This window comes from Thermocatellispora tengchongensis (assembly GCF_014202315.1).
Taxonomy (GTDB): domain Bacteria; phylum Actinomycetota; class Actinomycetes; order Streptosporangiales; family Streptosporangiaceae; genus Thermocatellispora; species Thermocatellispora tengchongensis.
Genome location: NZ_JACHGN010000001.1, coordinates 539907 through 555752, shown reverse-complemented (window position 1 = coordinate 555752; position 15846 = coordinate 539907). Strand labels below are relative to the sequence as shown.

Annotated in this window: 15 protein-coding genes; 6 read left to right on the top strand and 9 right to left on the bottom strand. The window is 73.6% G+C overall.

Features of this window, described 5'->3' with window-relative positions:
* Positions 1-12: 12 nt before the first annotated feature.
* From HNP84_RS02820 to xylA, 3 genes are all read right to left on the bottom strand, one after another.
* Positions 13-708, bottom strand: coding sequence for a DUF998 domain-containing protein (locus tag HNP84_RS02820; RefSeq protein ID WP_185047699.1), 696 nt, complete (start codon positions 706-708; stop codon positions 13-15).
* A 148-nt stretch (positions 709-856) separates the two neighbouring features.
* On the bottom strand, positions 857-2245 hold the full coding sequence (xylB, locus tag HNP84_RS02815) for a xylulokinase (RefSeq protein WP_185047698.1): 1389 nt from the start codon (positions 2243-2245) through the stop codon (positions 857-859).
* Positions 2246-2255: 10 nt separating this feature from the next.
* Positions 2256-3407, bottom strand: coding sequence for a xylose isomerase (xylA, locus tag HNP84_RS02810; RefSeq protein ID WP_185047697.1), 1152 nt, complete (start codon positions 3405-3407; stop codon positions 2256-2258).
* A 142-nt stretch (positions 3408-3549) separates the two neighbouring features.
* On the opposite strand from xylA, the gene HNP84_RS02805 reads away from it, so the two are divergent.
* Complete coding sequence (locus HNP84_RS02805) at positions 3550-4695, top strand: ROK family transcriptional regulator (RefSeq protein ID WP_246517710.1); 1146 nt, start codon at positions 3550-3552, stop codon at positions 4693-4695.
* On the opposite strand, the gene HNP84_RS02800 is transcribed toward HNP84_RS02805, so the two are convergent.
* The gene (locus tag HNP84_RS02800) at positions 4684-4932 is read right to left on the bottom strand and encodes a hypothetical protein (protein WP_185047881.1); all 249 of its coding nucleotides are present in this window, start codon (positions 4930-4932) and stop codon (positions 4684-4686) included. The two genes, HNP84_RS02805 and HNP84_RS02800, sit on opposite strands and share 12 nt — an antisense overlap.
* A gap of 187 nt (positions 4933-5119) precedes the next feature.
* Between HNP84_RS02800 and HNP84_RS02795 the strand changes: the two genes are divergently transcribed.
* The 4 genes from HNP84_RS02795 to HNP84_RS02780 all read left to right on the top strand — a co-directional run bounded on the left by HNP84_RS02795 (position 5120) and on the right by HNP84_RS02780 (position 8864).
* Positions 5120-6877 carry a SpoIIE family protein phosphatase gene (locus HNP84_RS02795; RefSeq protein WP_185047695.1) on the top strand — a complete coding sequence of 586 codons (1758 nt, stop codon included), beginning with the start codon at positions 5120-5122 and terminating at the stop codon, positions 6875-6877.
* An 89-nt stretch (positions 6878-6966) separates the two neighbouring features.
* Positions 6967-7461, top strand: a complete 495-nt coding sequence (locus HNP84_RS02790) for a DnaJ family domain-containing protein (RefSeq protein WP_185047694.1) — start codon at positions 6967-6969, stop codon at positions 7459-7461.
* 53 nt (positions 7462-7514) lie between these two features.
* Positions 7515-8324 carry an alpha/beta fold hydrolase gene (locus tag HNP84_RS02785; protein WP_185047693.1) on the top strand — a complete coding sequence of 270 codons (810 nt, stop codon included), beginning with the start codon at positions 7515-7517 and terminating at the stop codon, positions 8322-8324.
* An 87-nt stretch (positions 8325-8411) separates the two neighbouring features.
* Positions 8412-8864, top strand: coding sequence for a lamin tail domain-containing protein (locus HNP84_RS02780; protein ID WP_185047692.1), 453 nt, complete (start codon positions 8412-8414; stop codon positions 8862-8864).
* Here HNP84_RS02780 and HNP84_RS02775 read toward each other — a convergent pair.
* On the bottom strand, positions 8807-9706 hold the full coding sequence (locus HNP84_RS02775; protein WP_185047691.1) for a LysR family transcriptional regulator: 900 nt from the start codon (positions 9704-9706) through the stop codon (positions 8807-8809). The two genes, HNP84_RS02780 and HNP84_RS02775, sit on opposite strands and share 58 nt — an antisense overlap.
* Before the next feature lie 69 nt (positions 9707-9775).
* On the opposite strand from HNP84_RS02775, the gene HNP84_RS02770 reads away from it, so the two are divergent.
* Positions 9776-10711, top strand: coding sequence for a DMT family transporter (locus HNP84_RS02770; RefSeq protein WP_185047690.1), 936 nt, complete (start codon positions 9776-9778; stop codon positions 10709-10711).
* Here the strand turns inward: HNP84_RS02770 and HNP84_RS02765 are convergent.
* The 4 genes from HNP84_RS02765 to HNP84_RS02750 form a co-directional block, all read right to left on the bottom strand.
* Positions 10641-11399 carry an SDR family NAD(P)-dependent oxidoreductase gene (locus HNP84_RS02765; protein ID WP_185047689.1) on the bottom strand — a complete coding sequence of 253 codons (759 nt, stop codon included), beginning with the start codon at positions 11397-11399 and terminating at the stop codon, positions 10641-10643. The genes HNP84_RS02770 and HNP84_RS02765 overlap by 71 nt on opposite strands.
* A gap of 2 nt (positions 11400-11401) precedes the next feature.
* Positions 11402-12478, bottom strand: coding sequence for a winged helix DNA-binding domain-containing protein (locus tag HNP84_RS02760; protein WP_185047688.1), 1077 nt, complete (start codon positions 12476-12478; stop codon positions 11402-11404).
* Between the two features lie 94 nt (positions 12479-12572).
* Positions 12573-13694 (bottom strand): glycoside hydrolase family 53 protein, encoded by a 1122-nt coding sequence (locus HNP84_RS02755; protein ID WP_185047687.1) that lies wholly within the window; start codon positions 13692-13694, stop codon positions 12573-12575.
* Between the two features lie 16 nt (positions 13695-13710).
* Positions 13711-15762, bottom strand: a complete 2052-nt coding sequence (locus HNP84_RS02750) for a beta-galactosidase (protein WP_312923486.1) — start codon at positions 15760-15762, stop codon at positions 13711-13713.
* Between the last annotated feature and the right edge of the window lie 84 nt (positions 15763-15846).

The window sequence follows — 15846 nt, the reverse complement described above, 5'->3', positions numbered from 1 at the left end:
CTGACGACCTGACTAAGACCGCCGCGAGAATAGCACCGGATTTGCCATGGTTGATGGGCCCCTGTCGAGCAATTTCCGGATCTGCGGGCCCCAAGTGATCCGCACCACGTGCACCACAAGCACCGCGAGCATCCCGGTCTCGACGGCCAGCAGCGCCCGCTCCGCGAGCCCGACCATGACCCCGTCGCCCGGCAGCGCCGCGTACGTGATCGCCAGCAGCCCGAACCCGCCCGCCAGGGCCAGCCACTCGAACGGCCTGGCCACCGGCCGCCACCGCTCGTCGGCGCCGAAGCGGCCCACGAGGAGCCCGGCCGCGACCGGCAGGCCGACGAAGGCCGCGATCGAGGCGTACCGGTGCGCCTCGACCGCCAGGCCCGGGGCCGCGCCGCCCAGGAGGGCGGGCACGAGCCCCGCGACGGCCATGGCGGAGCCCCACCCCAGCAGCAGCCGCTCCGGTGCCCCCCGCACCGGAGCGCCCACCGCCCGCAGCCCGGCCGTCAGCGCGAACGCCGCCACGCCGAGCGCCGTCATCGCGAACCCCGTGGCGCCCCCGCGATCGGCCACGGCGTACTCGCTGACGGTGAGGTTCAGCGTGTCCAGGTGGGAGTTCGCGGTGAGCGCGCCGAACACGAATGCCGCGGCGGCCAGAGCGATCCCGGCCGCCGCGAGCAGCGGATAGACGCGGGTGAACCTGCTGAGGTGAAGCATGTCCCCAGGATCGCGCCGGAGCCGCGTACCGGACATCCGGCGCGATCCCTGAGGAACCCCTGACCCCGTCCCCGAGATCCCTGAGAGGCCGGCAGGGGGCGGGGGCGGGTCCGCCGAGAGGCCCCCCGAGGCCCCTCGGCGGACGCGATCAGGAGGCCGGTGGGTACTCCCGGTCGCGCGCGGCGGCGTAGCGCTCGCGCACGCCCGGGGTGACCTCGGCCTCGTAGTGCCGGGCGCCCGCCGAGGTCCAGACGGGCGGCTCCGGCGTTCCGGAGAGCAGCCAGGCGGCCTGCCGGGCCGCGCCGTCGGCGACGTACTCCCCGGGCTGCGGCACGACCACCGGCCGCCCGAACACGGTCGGCGCGATCCGGCGCACGGCCTCGGAGCGGGCCCCGCCGCCGATCAGCAGCACCCGCTCCGGGGCGAGCCCGAGCGCGTCGAAGGCGTCGGCGAGGTGGCACAGCAGGCCCTCGATCGCCGCCCGCGCGAGGTGCCCGGGGGTGGCGTTGTCGAGCCGGAGGCCGTGCAGGGAGCCGGTGGCGTCGGGCAGGTTGGGCGTGCGCTCGCCCTCCAGGTACGGCACCAGCGCCAGCCCGCCCGCGCCCGCGGGCGCGGCGAGGGCCAGCTCGCCCAGCTCGTCCAGGCTCACGCCGAGCATCCGGGCCGCCGCGTCCAGCACCCTGGCCGCGTTCAGGGTGCAGACCAGGGGCAGGTAGCGGCCGGTGGCGTCGGCGAACCCGGCGACCAGCCCGCTGGGGTCGGCGCTGGGCGTCTCCGCGACCGCGAAGGCGGTGCCGGAGGTGCCGATCGACACGACCACGTCGCCCGGCTGGGCGCCGACCCCGAGGGCCGCCGCCATGTTGTCGCCGGTGCCCGCCGCGAGCCGCACGCCGCCGTGGCGGCCGGCCTCACCGGCCGGCTCCAGCACCTCGGGCAGGACCGGCACCCGGCCGAAGGCCAGCTCCAGCAGGTCCGGCCGGTACGCCCCGGTGGCGGGCGACCAGTAGCCGGTGCCCGAGGCGTCGCCCCGGTCGGTGCGCAGCCCGTCCAGGCCGGGCGCGCCCGCCAGCTTCCAGGTGAGCCAGTCGTGCGGCAGGCACACCGCCCGCGTACGGGCGGCGTTGTCCGGCTCGTGCTCGGCCAGCCAGCGCAGCTTGGTGACGGTGAACGAGGCCACCGGCACGCTGCCCACCGCGTCGGCCCACTTCTCCGGGCCGCCCAGCTCGCCGATCAGGTCCCGGGCCGCGCCCGCCGAGCGGGTGTCGTTCCACAGCAGCGCGGGGCGTACGACCCGGCCGTCCTCGTCGAGGCAGACCATGCCGTGCTGCTGCGCGCCGACGCCGAGCGCGGCCACGTCGTCCAGGCCGCCGGCCTGCTCGATCGCCGCGTTCAGCGCCGTCCACCACGCGTCGGGGTGGACCTCGGTGCCCTCGGGGTGGGCCGCCCGGCCCTCGCGGACGAGCGCCCCGGTCTCGGCGTCCCTGATGACGATCTTGCAGCTCTGGGTGGAGGAGTCCACCCCCGCGACGAGGGTCATCGGGCCCGCCTCAGCCCCGCACGCCGAGGAGGTGCTCCAGGGCGAGCTGGTTGAGCCGGCTGAAGTGGAAGCCGCGCTCGGCCGCCTTGTCCGGGTCGAAGTCGTCGCGCGCCAGGTCGTCCAGGGTCTCGCCGGGGGCGAGCGTGGGCTCGGCCAGCTCGCCGACGCGCGAGGCCGCCAGCGCCTCCTGCACCTCCGGGTCGGCCCGGAACGCCTTCGACTTGGCCTTCAGGATCAGGTACGTGCGCATGTTGGCCGCCGCCGAGACCCACACGTCCGCGGCGTCCTCGGTGCGCAGCGGCTTGTAGTCGAAGTGGCGCGGGCCGTCGTAGCCGCCGTTCTCCAGCAGGTCCACCAGGAAGAAGGCGCTCTTGACGTCGCCGTGGCCGAAGATGAGGTCCTGGTCGTACTTCGGGCCGTGCTGGCCGTTGAGGTCGATGTGGAACAGCTTGCCGTGCCACAGCGCCTGGGCGATGCCGTGCACGAAGTTCAGCCCGGCCATCTGCTCGTGGCCGACCTCGGGGTTCAGGCCGACCCGGTCGGAGTGCTCCAGCTCGTTGATGAACGCCAGCGCGTGGCCGACGGTGGGCAGCAGGATGTCGCCGCGGGGCTCGTTCGGCTTGGGCTCGATGGCGAACCTGATGTCGTAGCCCTTGTCGATCACGTAGGAGCCGAGGATGTCCATCGCCTCCTTGTAGCGGGCGAGCGCCGCGCGGATGTCCTTGGCGGCGTCGGACTCGGCGCCCTCGCGCCCGCCCCAGCAGACGTACGTCCGGGCGCCCAGCTCCGCGGCCAGGTCCAGGTTGCGCATCACCTTGCGGATCGCGTAGCGGCGCACGTCGCGGTCGTTGCTGGTGAACGCGCCGTCCTTGAACACCGGGTGGGTGAACAGGTTGGTGGTGGCCATCGGCACCTTCATGCCGGTGTCGGCCAGGGCCTTCTTGAACTTCTCGATCGCGCGGTCGCGGTCGGGCTCGACGGCCAGCAGGTCGTCGTCGTGGAAGGTCACGCCGTACGCGCCCAGCTCGGCCAGCTTGTGCACGCTCTCCACCGGGTCGAGCGGGGCGCGGCTGGCGTCACCGAACGGGTCGCGCGCCTGCCAGCCGACCGTCCACAGGCCGAAGGTGAACTTGTCCTCGGGCTTCGGAGTGAAGGCGTCCATGAGCACGTCTCCTGATTTAGTCTACGTTGTGGACTAAATACTCGGACGCCGTGGGGCACCGGTCAAGTCCCGGCGTCTACTATTTGCCCGACTTCTCCATGAAAGGGCACCGCCCATGGCCCAAGCCGTACGACACGACTCCATGCGGGCCCGCAACCTCGCCCTCGTGCTCGGCGAGGTGAGCCGCAACGGCCCGGTGACCAGGGCGGCCCTGGCCGAGATCACCGGACTGACCAAGACGACGGTCTCCAAGCTGGTGGGCGACCTGCTGGAGTCCGGCATGGTCACCGAGTCGCCCCCGCCCGCCGACGCCGACCGCTCCCGGGGGCGTCCGGGCGTGGCGGTGCGGCTGCGCGGCGACCGGGTGGCCGCCCTGGGGCTGGAGATCAACGTCGACTACCTGTCGGTGTGCGTCATGGACCTGACGCGGACGGTGCGGCTGCGTCGTACACAGGCTGTGGACAACCGCGATTCGTCATCCACAGACGTGGTGCGCAACCTGCGCGATCTGGCACTCCAGGCTGTGGACGAAGCCGCCGCCGCGGGCCTGTCGGTGGCGGGCGCGGCCCTGGCCGTGCCCGGCCCGGTGGACCCCGCGCAGGGCCTGGTGCACAGCGCGCCCAACCTCGGCTGGGGCGACGTGCGCCCCGCCGACCTGCTCGACCTGCCGTTCCCCGTCCTGGTGGACAACGAGGCCAACCTGGCCGCGCTGGGCGAGCTGTGGTTCGGCTCCGGCATGCCCGACTTCCTCTACGTGTCGGGCGAGATCGGCATCGGCGCCGGGCTCGTCTTCGGCGGCGCGCTGTTCCGCGGCACCCGCGGCTTCGCCGGCGAACTGGGCCACGTGGTCGTCGATCCCGGCGGCCCCGACTGCCGCTGCGGCGGCCGGGGCTGCCTGGAGCGCTACGCCGGCCAGGACGCCCTGCTCGACGCCGCCCCCGACGGCCTGCTCGACGGCCTGATCCGCCGCCTCACCGCCGGCGACACCCGCGCCCGCGCGGCCTGCGAGCAGGCGGGCCGGGCCCTGGGCACCGCCCTGACCTCGGCCGTGCACCTGCTCGACCCGGGCACGATCATCCTGGGCGGCATCTTCGCCCCGCTCTTCCCCTGGCTGCGCGGCCCGGCCGCCGAGGCGTTGCGGCACATCAGGCACGTGGTGCCGAACTTCGCGGTCGCCGAGGCGGGCCCCGACGCCGCCGTGCTGGGCGGCGCGGGCCAGGTGATCCAGCAGGTGATCGCCGACCCCGCCGGACACATGCCGCGCGCGACGGCCGGGCTACAGACCTGAGGGGTCGCGCCCGACGCTGATCTCCTCGGCGATGCGCAGCAGCTCGCCCCCGTCGAGGCCGGGCGCGGCCGGGACCCGCGCCCGCAGCTCGGCCAGCACCACCGGCACCGGGCGCCCGGCGAAGCGGGTCGCGATCTCGTGCACGACCCGGAACAGCGCCATGTTGGCCTCGTGCTCGGCGTTGTCGCGCCCGCCGCCGCGGACGCCACCCTCATGGACGCCACCCTCATGGATCACGCCGCGGATGAGATCGGCCCTCGACATCCCCTTGAATCCCCCTTGCTCGGCCCCACGCACACCGGTACCCGCCACACCGTACGCCCGGCCACCGACATTTCCCGGCAGCGCAACGGCGTGACATAGGTCGCACCCGAGCGGGCTGGGTAGGAGGCCGGGACCCGGGGGAAAGGGAGGACACCCAGCCATGATCATCTCGGACGGCGCGGAAGACGCCGAACGGTGCTCGTCCGCCGGCGCCGAGCAGCCCTGGCCGCTGCCGGACCTCCTCGACGCGGGCGTCTTCCTGCTGGACGACGGGGGCCGGATCGTCCACGCCAACACGCGGGCCGAGCGGTTGCTCGGCCGGGCCGCGGCGGACCTGCTGGGCCAGGACCCCCACGACCTGCTGCACCGGGGAAGGTACGGCGAGGCCCTGCCGCGGAGCCGGTGCCTGTTGCGACGGGCGGCCCTCACCGGCCGTACGGTGCAGGGCGACGAGGGCTGGTTCGAGCGCGGCGACGGCTCCCTGACGCCGCTGGCCTGGCTGATCGCCCCCTGCCGGCTCCCGATGGGGAGACTGGGGGCGCTGGTGCTGTTCCACGAGGGCGTCCCCGACAGCGCCGCGTCGGAGGCCGGCCGGCACGGGCCGGTGGCACCGGCGACGTCGATGTCGGAGCTCGAACGGCTGGCCCTGCTCGCGGAGACCACCACGACGCTCACCTCCACCCTGGACGTCGAGCAGGCGCTGCGCGAGCTGGTGCGGCTGGTGGTGCCCCTGCTGGCCGACTGGGTGGTGGTGGACCTGATCACCGAGGAGGGGGAGGTGTCGCGCGCCACCGTGGCCCACTACGAGAACGGCGCCGTGGTGCGCCGGAAGGACCTGGAGGGGCCGATGCCGCCGGTGCCGCAGGAGTCCTCGATGCCGCTGTCGCGGGCGCTGCGCGGGGTCACCGCGACCCTGGCGGGCCCCGAGACGTACCAGGGGCCTCCCGACTCCGACATCGCGGTCGTCCAGCGGGAGCTGTTCCGGGTGACCGGCATGCACTCCGCGAGCATCGCGCCGATCCGGGGCGTGCGGGAGGTGGTCGGGGCCCTCACCCTGGGCCGCTCCGAGCGGCCCGGGGCGTTCACCACGCCCGACTTCCTGCTGGTCGAGGACATCGCCCGCCGGGCGGGGCTGGCGCTCAGCAACGCCCGCCTGTACGAGCGGCAGCGTCGCGTCGCCGAGACCATGCAGCGCCACCTGCTGCCGCGCCTCCCCCGCGTACCGGGGCTGGAGATGTCCGCGCGCTACGTGCCCGCGCCGCGGTCCTCGCACGTCGGCGGCGACTGGTACGACGCCTTCACGATGTCCGACGGCGCGACCGCCCTGGTCATCGGCGACGTGGCCGGCCACGACCTCGACGCCGCGGCCGGCATGGCGCAGGTGTGCAACATGCTGCGCGCCTACGCCGGGGCCGAGCTGGAGCCCCCGAGCACCATCGTGGACCATCTCGACCAGGCGATGGCGCGCATGGCCGAGACCACGATGGCCACCGCCGTCTTCGCCCGGGTGGAGCTCACGCGGGACGAAGGGTGGCGGCTGCGCTGGACCAACGCCGGCCATCCCCCGCCGCTCCTGGTCGAGCACGACGGCCGGGCCCGCTTCCTGGAGGCCGGGCAGGGCATGCTGCTCGGCACCGGCATCCCCACCGCCCGCGCCGACGCCGTCACCGAACTGCCGCCGCGCTCCACCCTGGTGCTCTACACCGACGGCCTGATCGAGTCACCCCGCGGCTCCATCGACGCGGGGCTGTCCCGGCTGCGCGAGTACGCCGCCTCCCTGCCCCACCACCCCCTGCACGCCATCTGCGACCTGCTGCTCACCCACGTCCGCCCCGACGACAACAACGACGACGTGGCCATGCTCGTCCTGCGCCTGCCCGGCGACGCCCGCGTCCCGGACGTACCGGCTCCCCGCTGAGAACGCGTTCACCCCCTGGCCCGCGGGGGCGGCGCCGAGCCTGGCTACCATCGAAGGGTCCTCGAATCCGGGTGTGAGGGGGCCGGTCCGTGACCAAGCGCAAGCCGCCGGGGATGAGCTTCGAGACCTGGGCTGACCGTCAGATACGCGAGGCCATGGAGCGGGGGGCGTTCGACGACCTGCCCGGGGCCGGCAAGCCGCTGCCCGACCAGGGCGAGCCGTTCGACGAGATGTGGTGGGTCAAGCGCAAGCTGCGTGAGGAGAACCTGGCGTTCCCGCTGCCGGGCACGCTGGCGCTGCGCAAGGAGGCCGAGCAGGCGCTGGCCGCGGCCAGACGGGCGCGCTCGGAGGACGACGTGCGGGCGATCCTCACCGAGATCAACGAGAAGATCGTCGAGGGGCACCGCAAGGCGATGTCCGGGCCGCCGCTCACGCTGATGCCGTACGACATCGAGGAGTTCTTGGCGGAGTGGCGGGCGTCGCGTCCGCCGGAGCCCGAGCCGGCCGAGCCGGAGCCGGAGCCCCCGGCCCCCAGGCGACGTCCCTTGTTCAGATTTTTCATGAAATCTCGCCGGGAGCGATGAGTTCGGCGGGCGGCGGCGGTCCCTTGTGTGTCAGCGAACAGGAAGGATCGGCAATGACCGCCACCACCCACACCATCGACGTCCCGGGCGGGCGTCTTCGTTACGAGGTCCGCGGCGCGGGGCCGCTGCTGCTGGTCATGGGGGCGCCGATGGACGCGACGGCCTTCGCGCCCCTGGCCGAGGCGCTCGCGGGCGAGCGTACGGTCGTCACCCACGACCCGCGCGGAGTCGGGGGAAGCGTGCTCGACGACCCCGAGCAGGACTCCACCCCCGACCTGCGGGCCGACGACGTGGCCCTGATCCTGGACGCCCTCGGCGCCGAGTCGGCCGACGTGTTCGGCAGCAGCGGGGGCGCCGTCACCGGGCTCGCGCTGGTCACCCGGCACCCGCACCGCGTCCGTACGCTGGTCGCGCACGAGCCGCCGCTGCTGGAGCTCCTGCCCGACGCCGCCGACCTGCGCGCCGGGGTCGAGGACATGATCGAGACCTACCGGCGCGAGGGCCCGGGGGCGGCCTGGGTGCAGTTCATGACCACCGCCGGCTACGACCTGAGCGCCGAGGACGCCCCCGCCGGGCCCGAGGAGCCCTCCGAGCAGGACCTGGCCGACTCGGCCCACTTCTTCCTGCACGAGCTGCGCGGCACCACCCGCTACGTCCCCGACGTCGCGGCCCTGACCGCCGGGCCGTCGCGCGTCGTCGTGGGCGTGGGCGCGACCTCCGGCCACCTGCTCACCTACCGGACCTCCCTGGCCCTGGCCGAGCTGCTCGGCACGCCCCCGGTCGAGTTCCCGGGCGACCACGGCGGCTTCGTCACGCACACGGCGGAGTTCGCCCCGGTATTGAGCAAGGTGCTCGCCGAATAATTCCGTGAAATATGTGACAACCGGGGTTTGGCGTATCGCGTCTTAGTTTGCGGACTCGGGGGACGTCTGATCGAAGGAGGCTCCCCCGTGCGCCGTTTTCTCCTCGCGCTCGTCGTCGTACTCGGGTGCGCGGCGCCCGCGCCCGCGTACGCCGCCGCGCCGCCGAAGGTGCAGTTCGTGAAGGCGTATTTCGACAGCCCCGGGAGCGACCGGGGCGGGAACACCAGCCTGAACGGCGAGTACGTCGTGATCCGCAACACCACGCGGACGGCGATCAATCTGGACGGATACCTGCTCCGCGACGCCAACGGCTTCAAATACGTCTTCGGCGCCGTGGTGCTCAAGCCGGGCAAGCGGCTCACCATTCGCAGCGGTCAGGGCAGCGATACCGCCACCACCCTGTATTGGGGCCGCAAGTGGTATGTGTGGAACAACGACGAGGACACCGCGGCGATTTACAACGCCGGGCGCAAGCGGATCGATCACTGCTCCTGGGACGTGAGCGCGAGTTCGGGGCCTGATTCGGTGTCCTGTCTCTGAGCCTCCAGCAGGGCGCTCGCGGCCGGGTGGCACGGGGTCGTGGGCGGGGCGGTGAGGACGAGGCGGCGGGTCACGCGTTCCGTCAGCGGGACCATGGCCAGGCCGGGGGTCAGCATCGCCCTGGTCAGGCCGGGGACCATGGAGACGCCCACGCCGGTGCGGACCATGGCCAGCAGGGTGGCCAGCTCGCGGATGCGATGGGCCGGGGCGAAGCGGACTCCGGCGCGGCGGAAGACCTCGCGGACATGGCGTTCGCAGCCGCCGGTGGACAGCAGGAAGGGGTCGTCCTCCAGGTCGGCGGCCCCGATCTCGGGCTCGCCGGCGAGGGGGTGGTCGGCGGCCAGCAGGGCGTGGAAGGCGTCGCGGGTCAGCGGGACCCCGCCCGCGGACGGCGGGTCCACCAGGACGGCCAGGTCCACCGTGCCGCGGGCCAGCCAGTCGGCCACCTCGTCGTCCTCGCCCTCGAACACCGCGACGTCGATCCGGGGGTGAACCGCCTTCCACCGGGACATCAGCCGCGGGATCAGGCCCTGGCACACGCTGGGCGGGGCGCCGAGGCGTACCGTGCCCGAGGGGAGGCCGTCGCGGCGCTCCGCCACCGCCCGGATCGCGCTCGCGGCGGCCACGGCCGCGCGGGCGTGCGGCAGGACCTCCTCCCCGAAGGGGGTCGGGCGAGGGCGGCCGTGCCGGGTCAGCACGGGGCCGCCGAGCGTGCGCTCCAGGGCCGCCACCGCGTGCGAGACCGCCGACTGGGTGATGCCGAGCTCGTCGGCGGCGGCGCTGAAGCCACCGGCGTCCAGGACCGCGACGAAGGCCCGGAGCTGGGCGATGTTCATCGTCATGAGATCTGCTCATAGATCGTGAGTCGCTACTTGTTGGACTCATTTTCCCGGTTCACCGAGCATTCCGGCATGAAGTGGGTTCCGGGATTCGTCGCGTTGTCCGCCATCTGGGGGTCCAGCTTCGCCCTGATCAAGGTCGGGGTGGACGCGGGCGTGGGGCCGGTGTGGGTCGCGTTCTGGCGGTGCTTCTTCGGGGCGGCGGCCCTGCTGGCGGTGTGCGCGGTCACCCGTACCGGGCTGCCGCGCGACCTGAAGGCGTGGGGGCACGCCGCCGTGGTGGCGGCGTTGCTGAACGCGGTGCCGTTCGTGCTGCTGGCCTACGGCGAGACCCGGGTCAGCTCCATCGTGGCGGGCGTGTTCAACGCCACGACGCCGCTGGCCACGCTGGCGTTCGCGCTGGCGCTCGTGCCCGGCGAGCGGCCGACCGCGCCGCGGCTGCTCGGGCTGGCCGCCGGGTTCGCGGGCGTGCTGGTCATGCTGGGGGTGTGGCGGCTGCCGGAGGGCGGGGAACTGGCCGGCAACCTGGCCTGCGTCGGGTCCACGATCTGCTACGGGGCCGGGTTCGCCTACACCAGGCGGTTCTTCTCCGGCCGGAGCGAGTCGGCCGCCGCGCTGTCGGCGCTGCAGATCGGGTGCGCCACCCTGGAGCTGGCCGTCGTCCTGCCGTTCGCGGGCGCCCCGCACTGGCCCGGCCCGTACGCCGCCGCCGCGCTGGTCGCGCTGGGCGCCCTCGGCACCGGCCTGGCCTACATCCTCAACCTCGGCGTGATCCGGGCCGCCGGGCCCACCGTGGCCTCCACGGTCACGTACGTGACCCCGCTGTGGTCCACCGTCATCGGCTCGGCGCTGCTCGCCGAGCCGCTGGGCTGGCGGACGGTCGCGGGCGGGCTGCTCGTGGCCGGCGGCGTCGTGCTCACCCGGCGGCGGGCCCCCGTCACCGCAGGTACGACGCCCCGTTCAGATCGAGCACCGTCCCGCTCGCCCACTCGGCCTCCGGCGAGGTGAGCCAGGCCACCGCGCCGGCGATCTCCTCCGGCTCGGCGACCCGCCCGAACGGGCTCTGCGCCCGGATCGTCTCGCCCTCGGGGCTCGCCATCACGTCGGCCACCATCTCGGTGGCGACGTAGCCGGGGGCGACCGCGGCCACCGCGATCCCGTGCGGGGCCAGCTCCACCGCCAGCGACTGGGCCAGGGCGTGCAGCCCCGCCTTGCTCGCGCCGTACGCGGGGACCCGGGGCTCCCCCCGGTACGCGCCCCGTGAGCCCACCATCACCATGCGCCCGCCCCGCGGCCCCTCGGGCCGGTCGAGCAGGTGCCGGGTGACGCACCAGGCAAGGTTGGCCGCGGCGACCAGGTTGGTCTGCAGGATGGCCGTCCACTGCGCCTGCCAGTCGGCGTAGGAGGTGGTGGCGATGGGGTGGTCGCCGTAGATCCCGGCGTTGACGACCAGGACGTCCACGCCGCCGAGCGCGGCCACCGCGTCGGCGACGAGGGCCCACACCTGGTCCGGGTCGGTCAGGTCGGCCTGGAGCGCCACGTGGCCCGCCCCCGGCAGCGCGGCGGCCACTTCGGCGGCCCTGCCGGGGTCGGTGCGGTAATGGACGGCCACCACGTCGCCCCTGGCGGCGAGGGCGGCGGCGACGGCCGCCCCGATGCCTCGGGCGGCTCCGGTGACGAGGGCTCGGCGTGGCACGATCACTGCTCCTGAACGGTTATCTCGCGGACACGGGCGGCCGGGGCGACGAAGGCGAGCATGCGCTCGGCCTCCGGTTCCAGGCCGGCGGGGGGCGGCCCGGTGAACGGAATGACGGTCAGCGTGGCGGACTCACGCCCGGCGGTATAGGTCCACATCCCCGCGACGAGCCCGTCCACCAGGTACGGCGCGACCTTGGCGCGGGCCATGTCCATCAGCCGCTCCTGGTGCTCGGGGCGCAGGATGCGGGTGCGGTCGCGGTGGGCGAGCGTGGCGCTGTCGAGCCGCGCCAACAGCCGTACCGGGGTGGCGGTGTCCTCGGGCGGCAGCGGCGCGCCGGGCAGGTCGTACAGGTCGCGCCCGTCGGCGTCGGTGTAGCGCGCCGGCTCCAGCTCCTTCAGGGCCGCGTCCACCGCGCCCAGGCGCACCCCGGCGAACGTCGCGATGTCGTCGCGGGTCGCGGGCCCGTACGCGGCCAGGTACCGCTCGGTGAGCACCCGCATCGCCTCCGGCTCCGGCGGCAGCGGCGGGCCGGACCAGGCGACCAGGGAGAACTTGCCGTGCCGGTCCCACAACCCTGACGGTGGCACGTGCACCGCGGGCACCAGGAACCGCGCGTAGTCGAGCAGCCGATGCTCCTTGACCGTGCCGCCGCTCAGCTCACGCACCCGCTCCCGGATCTCGTCGGTGGTGCGCGGCTCGGCCAGGTACTCGGTCACCCCGGCAACGATCTTCTCCTCGTACGGCGCCGCCTCCCGGTTCTGCGCCCGCATCGCCATGCGCATGTCGCGCATGCAGGCCGTCGCGTACGCCGGGTAGTCGGCCGCCGCGCACAGGTGCAGCGTGCCCCGCATCAGCGAGCTCTTCACCACCGACCCCGCCCGCAGCGCGGCTTCCAGATCCTCGATGCGGAAACCGTCCAGCCGCGCCGCGAGCGCGATGTAGGGCGAGGGCGAGTACTGCCCCTGCAACGCCACCAGATGCCGTACGGCCGCCTCCACCGGCATCCGCGCCCGATCAAGAAGCAGTTGCCGGGCGAGAAGGGCGACGGTCAGCTCACGCCGGGAGAGAACACGCACAAACGCGACCATATCCCCACATGAGGACATCCCCACATGACGACATCCCCACATGACGACATCCCCACATGACGGCGAAGGCGGCCGGTACGGGTCAGCCGGTGCCGAGAGTGCGCAGGGCGGGCAGGGCGCGGTCGTCGAAGCCGAACAGGGCCTGGTTCTCCCAGCCGTTGCCGGAGGACGGGTCGGCGGGGTCCCAGCCGTTGCCGGGGACACCGGTCCAGGTGGCCTCCCAGTAGAAGACGCCCAGGCCACGGCCGCCGGGGACGGCGCGGACGATGTCCATGATCGTGCGGGTCATCGCCGACTGGCCGCCGGTGCTCGCGGGGTAGCCGGGGTAGGGCTCGGCGGAGGTGATGATGTTGGTCCAGCCGTCGTCGTCGCCGGTGGTGAACGGGTAGGCGGTCTCGGCGACGAGCACCGGCTTGGCGTACCGGGCGGCGACGTCGTTCAGGTTGGCCTGGAACGCCTCCAGGGTGCCGTGCCAGTAGGGGTAGTAGGACAGGCCGATCACGTCGTAGCGGATGCCGTGGGCGGCGGCGTTGTCGAACCACCAGCGGTACAGGCCGTTGTCCGCGCCGTCGGCCAGGTGCAGCACGACCTTGGTGGCGGAGGAGACCGCCTTGGCGGCGTCGTAGCCGGCGTTGAGCAGCGCGGCCATGCCGGGCCAGTTGTCGTAGCGGCCGTCGGGCCACAGCAGGCCGCCGTTGAGCTCGTTGCCGATCTGCACCATCTCGGCGGTGGTGCCCTGCGCCTTGAGCGCGCCGAGCACGTCGAAGGTGTGGTCGTAGACGGCCTGCCTGAGCTGGTCGAACGGCAGCGACGCCCACGCGGCCGGCTTGTTCTGCTTGCCGGGGTCGGCCCAGGAGTCGGAGTAGTGGAAGTCGATCAGAAGCCCCATGCCGAGCGCCTTGGCCCGCCTGGCCACGGCCAGGACCTGGGTCTTGGTGTTGTAGCCGTCGGCCGGGTTCACCCAGACCTTGAGCCGGATGTGGGTGACCCCGGCGTCGCGCAGGATGGCGAGGGCGTCGCCCCGCCTGCCGTTGGCGTGGCGGTAGACGCCGCCCAGGGCCTCCGACTTGGCCAGGCTGGACACGTCGGCCCCGCGCACGGCGAGCCTGCCCGGCCCGGCCTGCCCGTACGCCGTGCCGCCGGCGGGCAGCACGAGCGTCAGGGCCGCGCATAACGCCGCCAGCACCGTCGCGATCTTTCGCATGACATCCCCTTTCGGATCAGTGGTGTCGCACGACCGTGACCGCGCCGGCCGGGACGGTCCCGTCGAACGGGACCCCTTCCGGCACGGCGGTTCCGGCGACGCCGGGCACCGTGACCGGGGCGTCGCCGTGGTTGATCAGGAAGGTGTACGCGCCCCGGCGTACGACTTCGAGCGTGTCGGGCAGGCCGCGGGGCCTGGTCACGCCGGCGCCGTCGAGGACCCGGCCGAGCAGGGCGCGCAGGGGTGCGCCGTCGAGCGCGGTGGCGACGTACCACGCCTCGCCCGCGCCGAGGTCGTGCCGGGTGACGGCGGGGTGCCCGGCGTCGGGGCCGGTGGCGAACGCGTGCACGGGCGTGGCGCCGGCGGGGCGTACGCGCTCGGACCAGATCCGGCCCGCGACGGCCCCGTCCGGCAGGGCCGTGCCATCCATCAGAGCTGTGCCGTCCGGCAGAGCCGTGCCGTCCAGCAGGACCGTGCCCGACTCGGGCAGTGGGTGGAACTCCTCGACCCACAGGCCGAGCACGTCACGCAGCGCCCCGGGGTACGGGCCGGGGTGGATCACGTCGTGCTCGTCCACGATGCCGGAGAAGTAGGAGACGACGAGGTGGCCGCCGGTCTCGACGTACCGGTGCAGGTTCTTCGCGGCGGCCTCGGTGAGGAGGTACGAGCTGGGCGCCACCACCACCCGGTATCCCGAGAGGTCGGCGGACGGGTGGGCGAAGTCCACGGTCACGTGATCGCGCCACAGCGCCTCGTAGTACGCCTCGATCCGCTCCCGGAAGGCCAGATCGACCGACGGCCGCCACTCCAGCTCCAGCGCCCAGTACGCCTCCCAGTCCCACAGCAGCGCGACCTCCGCGCGGACCTCCTCCCCGCGCACGCCCGCCAGCCCGCGCAGGTCGGCCCCGAGGCGCACCACGTCGCGCCACAGCTCGGAGTCGGTGCCGGCGTGCGGCAGCATCGCGGAGTGGAACTTCTCCGCGCCCTGCCGGGAGGCCCGCCACTGGAAGAACAGCACCGAGTCCGAGCCCCTGGCCACGTGGGCGAGGCTGTTGCGGCGCATCTCGCCGGGGCGCTTGGCCAGGTTGCGCGGCTGCCAGTTGACCGCGCCGGTGGAGTGCTCCATCAGCATCCACGGCCGCCCGCCCGCGACCGAGCGGGTCAGGTCGGCGGCCATGGCCAGCTCGATGTGCGGGTCGGTCCGCCCCGCGTCGAGGTAGTGGTCGTTGGCGACGACGTCCACCTCGGCGGCCCAGCGCCAGTAGTCCATCGGCTTGCAGTTGGGGATCATGAAGTTGGTGGTCACCGGGCGGTCGCTGTGCCGGCGGATGGCCTCGCGCTCCCGGCGGAAGTTGGCGATGTGGGCGTCCACGGAGAAGCGGGCGTAGTCGAGCTGCAGCCCGGTCAGCCGGCCCACGGTCCCGGCGCGCGGCGGCTCGATCTCCTCGAAGGAGCCGTAGGTCAGGCCCCAAAAGGCGGTGCCCCAGGCGGCGTTGAGCCGGCCCACGTCGCCGTCGTAGCGCTCGCGCAGCCAGGCGCGGAAGGCGAGCGCGGAGGTCTCGCAGTAGCACAGCGCGTTCGCCCAGCCGTACTCGTTGTGGACGTGCCACATGACCACGGCCGGGTGGCCGCCGTAGCGCTCGGCCAGCGCGCCGGCCACCCGCTCGGAGGCGGCGGCGTACTCCGGGGAGCTGGGGCAGAAGGTGTGCCGCGAGGCGCCGCCCGCCACCCGGCCCTCCTCGTCCACCAGCCGGGCGCCGGGGTAGCGGCGCCGGAACCAGGCCGGGGGCGAGGAGGTCGGGGTGGCCAGGTCGATCCGCACCCCGCCCCGGTGCAGCAGCTCCACGATCCGGTCCAGGGCGGAGAAGTCGAAGGCCCGCTCACGCGGCTCGATCTGGCTCCAGTTGAAGATGCCGAGGCTGACCAGGTTGACGCCGGCCTCGCGCATCAGGCGCACGTCCTCGTGCCAGACCTCCTCCGGCCACTGCTCGGGGTTGTAGTCGCCGCCGTAGGCGAGACCTTCAGGCAGTTCGGGATAGCCGGGCAACCGTTCCCCCTCGTGACGCACTTCTGTGAACGTGCACAGTAGACCATGACCACGCGATTGGGAACAGTGTCCGGTTCGGCGCTGGCAGTTAACGAGGTTGTAACG

Excerpts from the sequence above, each read along its gene's own strand:
- HNP84_RS02820 (WP_185047699.1), bottom strand. The coding sequence starts at position 708 with ATGCTTCACCTCAGCAGGTTCACCCGCGTCTATCCGCTGCTCGCGGCG.
- xylB (WP_185047698.1), bottom strand. The coding sequence starts at position 2,245 with ATGACCCTCGTCGCGGGGGTGGACTCCTCCACCCAGAGCTGCAAGATC.
- xylA (WP_185047697.1), bottom strand. The coding sequence starts at position 3,407 with ATGGACGCCTTCACTCCGAAGCCCGAGGACAAGTTCACCTTCGGCCTG.
- HNP84_RS02805 (WP_246517710.1), top strand. The coding sequence starts at position 3,550 with ATGCGGGCCCGCAACCTCGCCCTCGTGCTCGGCGAGGTGAGCCGCAAC.
- HNP84_RS02795 (WP_185047695.1), top strand. The coding sequence starts at position 5,120 with ATGATCATCTCGGACGGCGCGGAAGACGCCGAACGGTGCTCGTCCGCC.
- HNP84_RS02785 (WP_185047693.1), top strand. The coding sequence starts at position 7,515 with ATGACCGCCACCACCCACACCATCGACGTCCCGGGCGGGCGTCTTCGT.
- HNP84_RS02775 (WP_185047691.1), bottom strand. The coding sequence starts at position 9,706 with ATGACGATGAACATCGCCCAGCTCCGGGCCTTCGTCGCGGTCCTGGAC.
- HNP84_RS02770 (WP_185047690.1), top strand. The coding sequence starts at position 9,776 with ATGAAGTGGGTTCCGGGATTCGTCGCGTTGTCCGCCATCTGGGGGTCC.
- HNP84_RS02755 (WP_185047687.1), bottom strand. The coding sequence starts at position 13,694 with ATGCGAAAGATCGCGACGGTGCTGGCGGCGTTATGCGCGGCCCTGACG.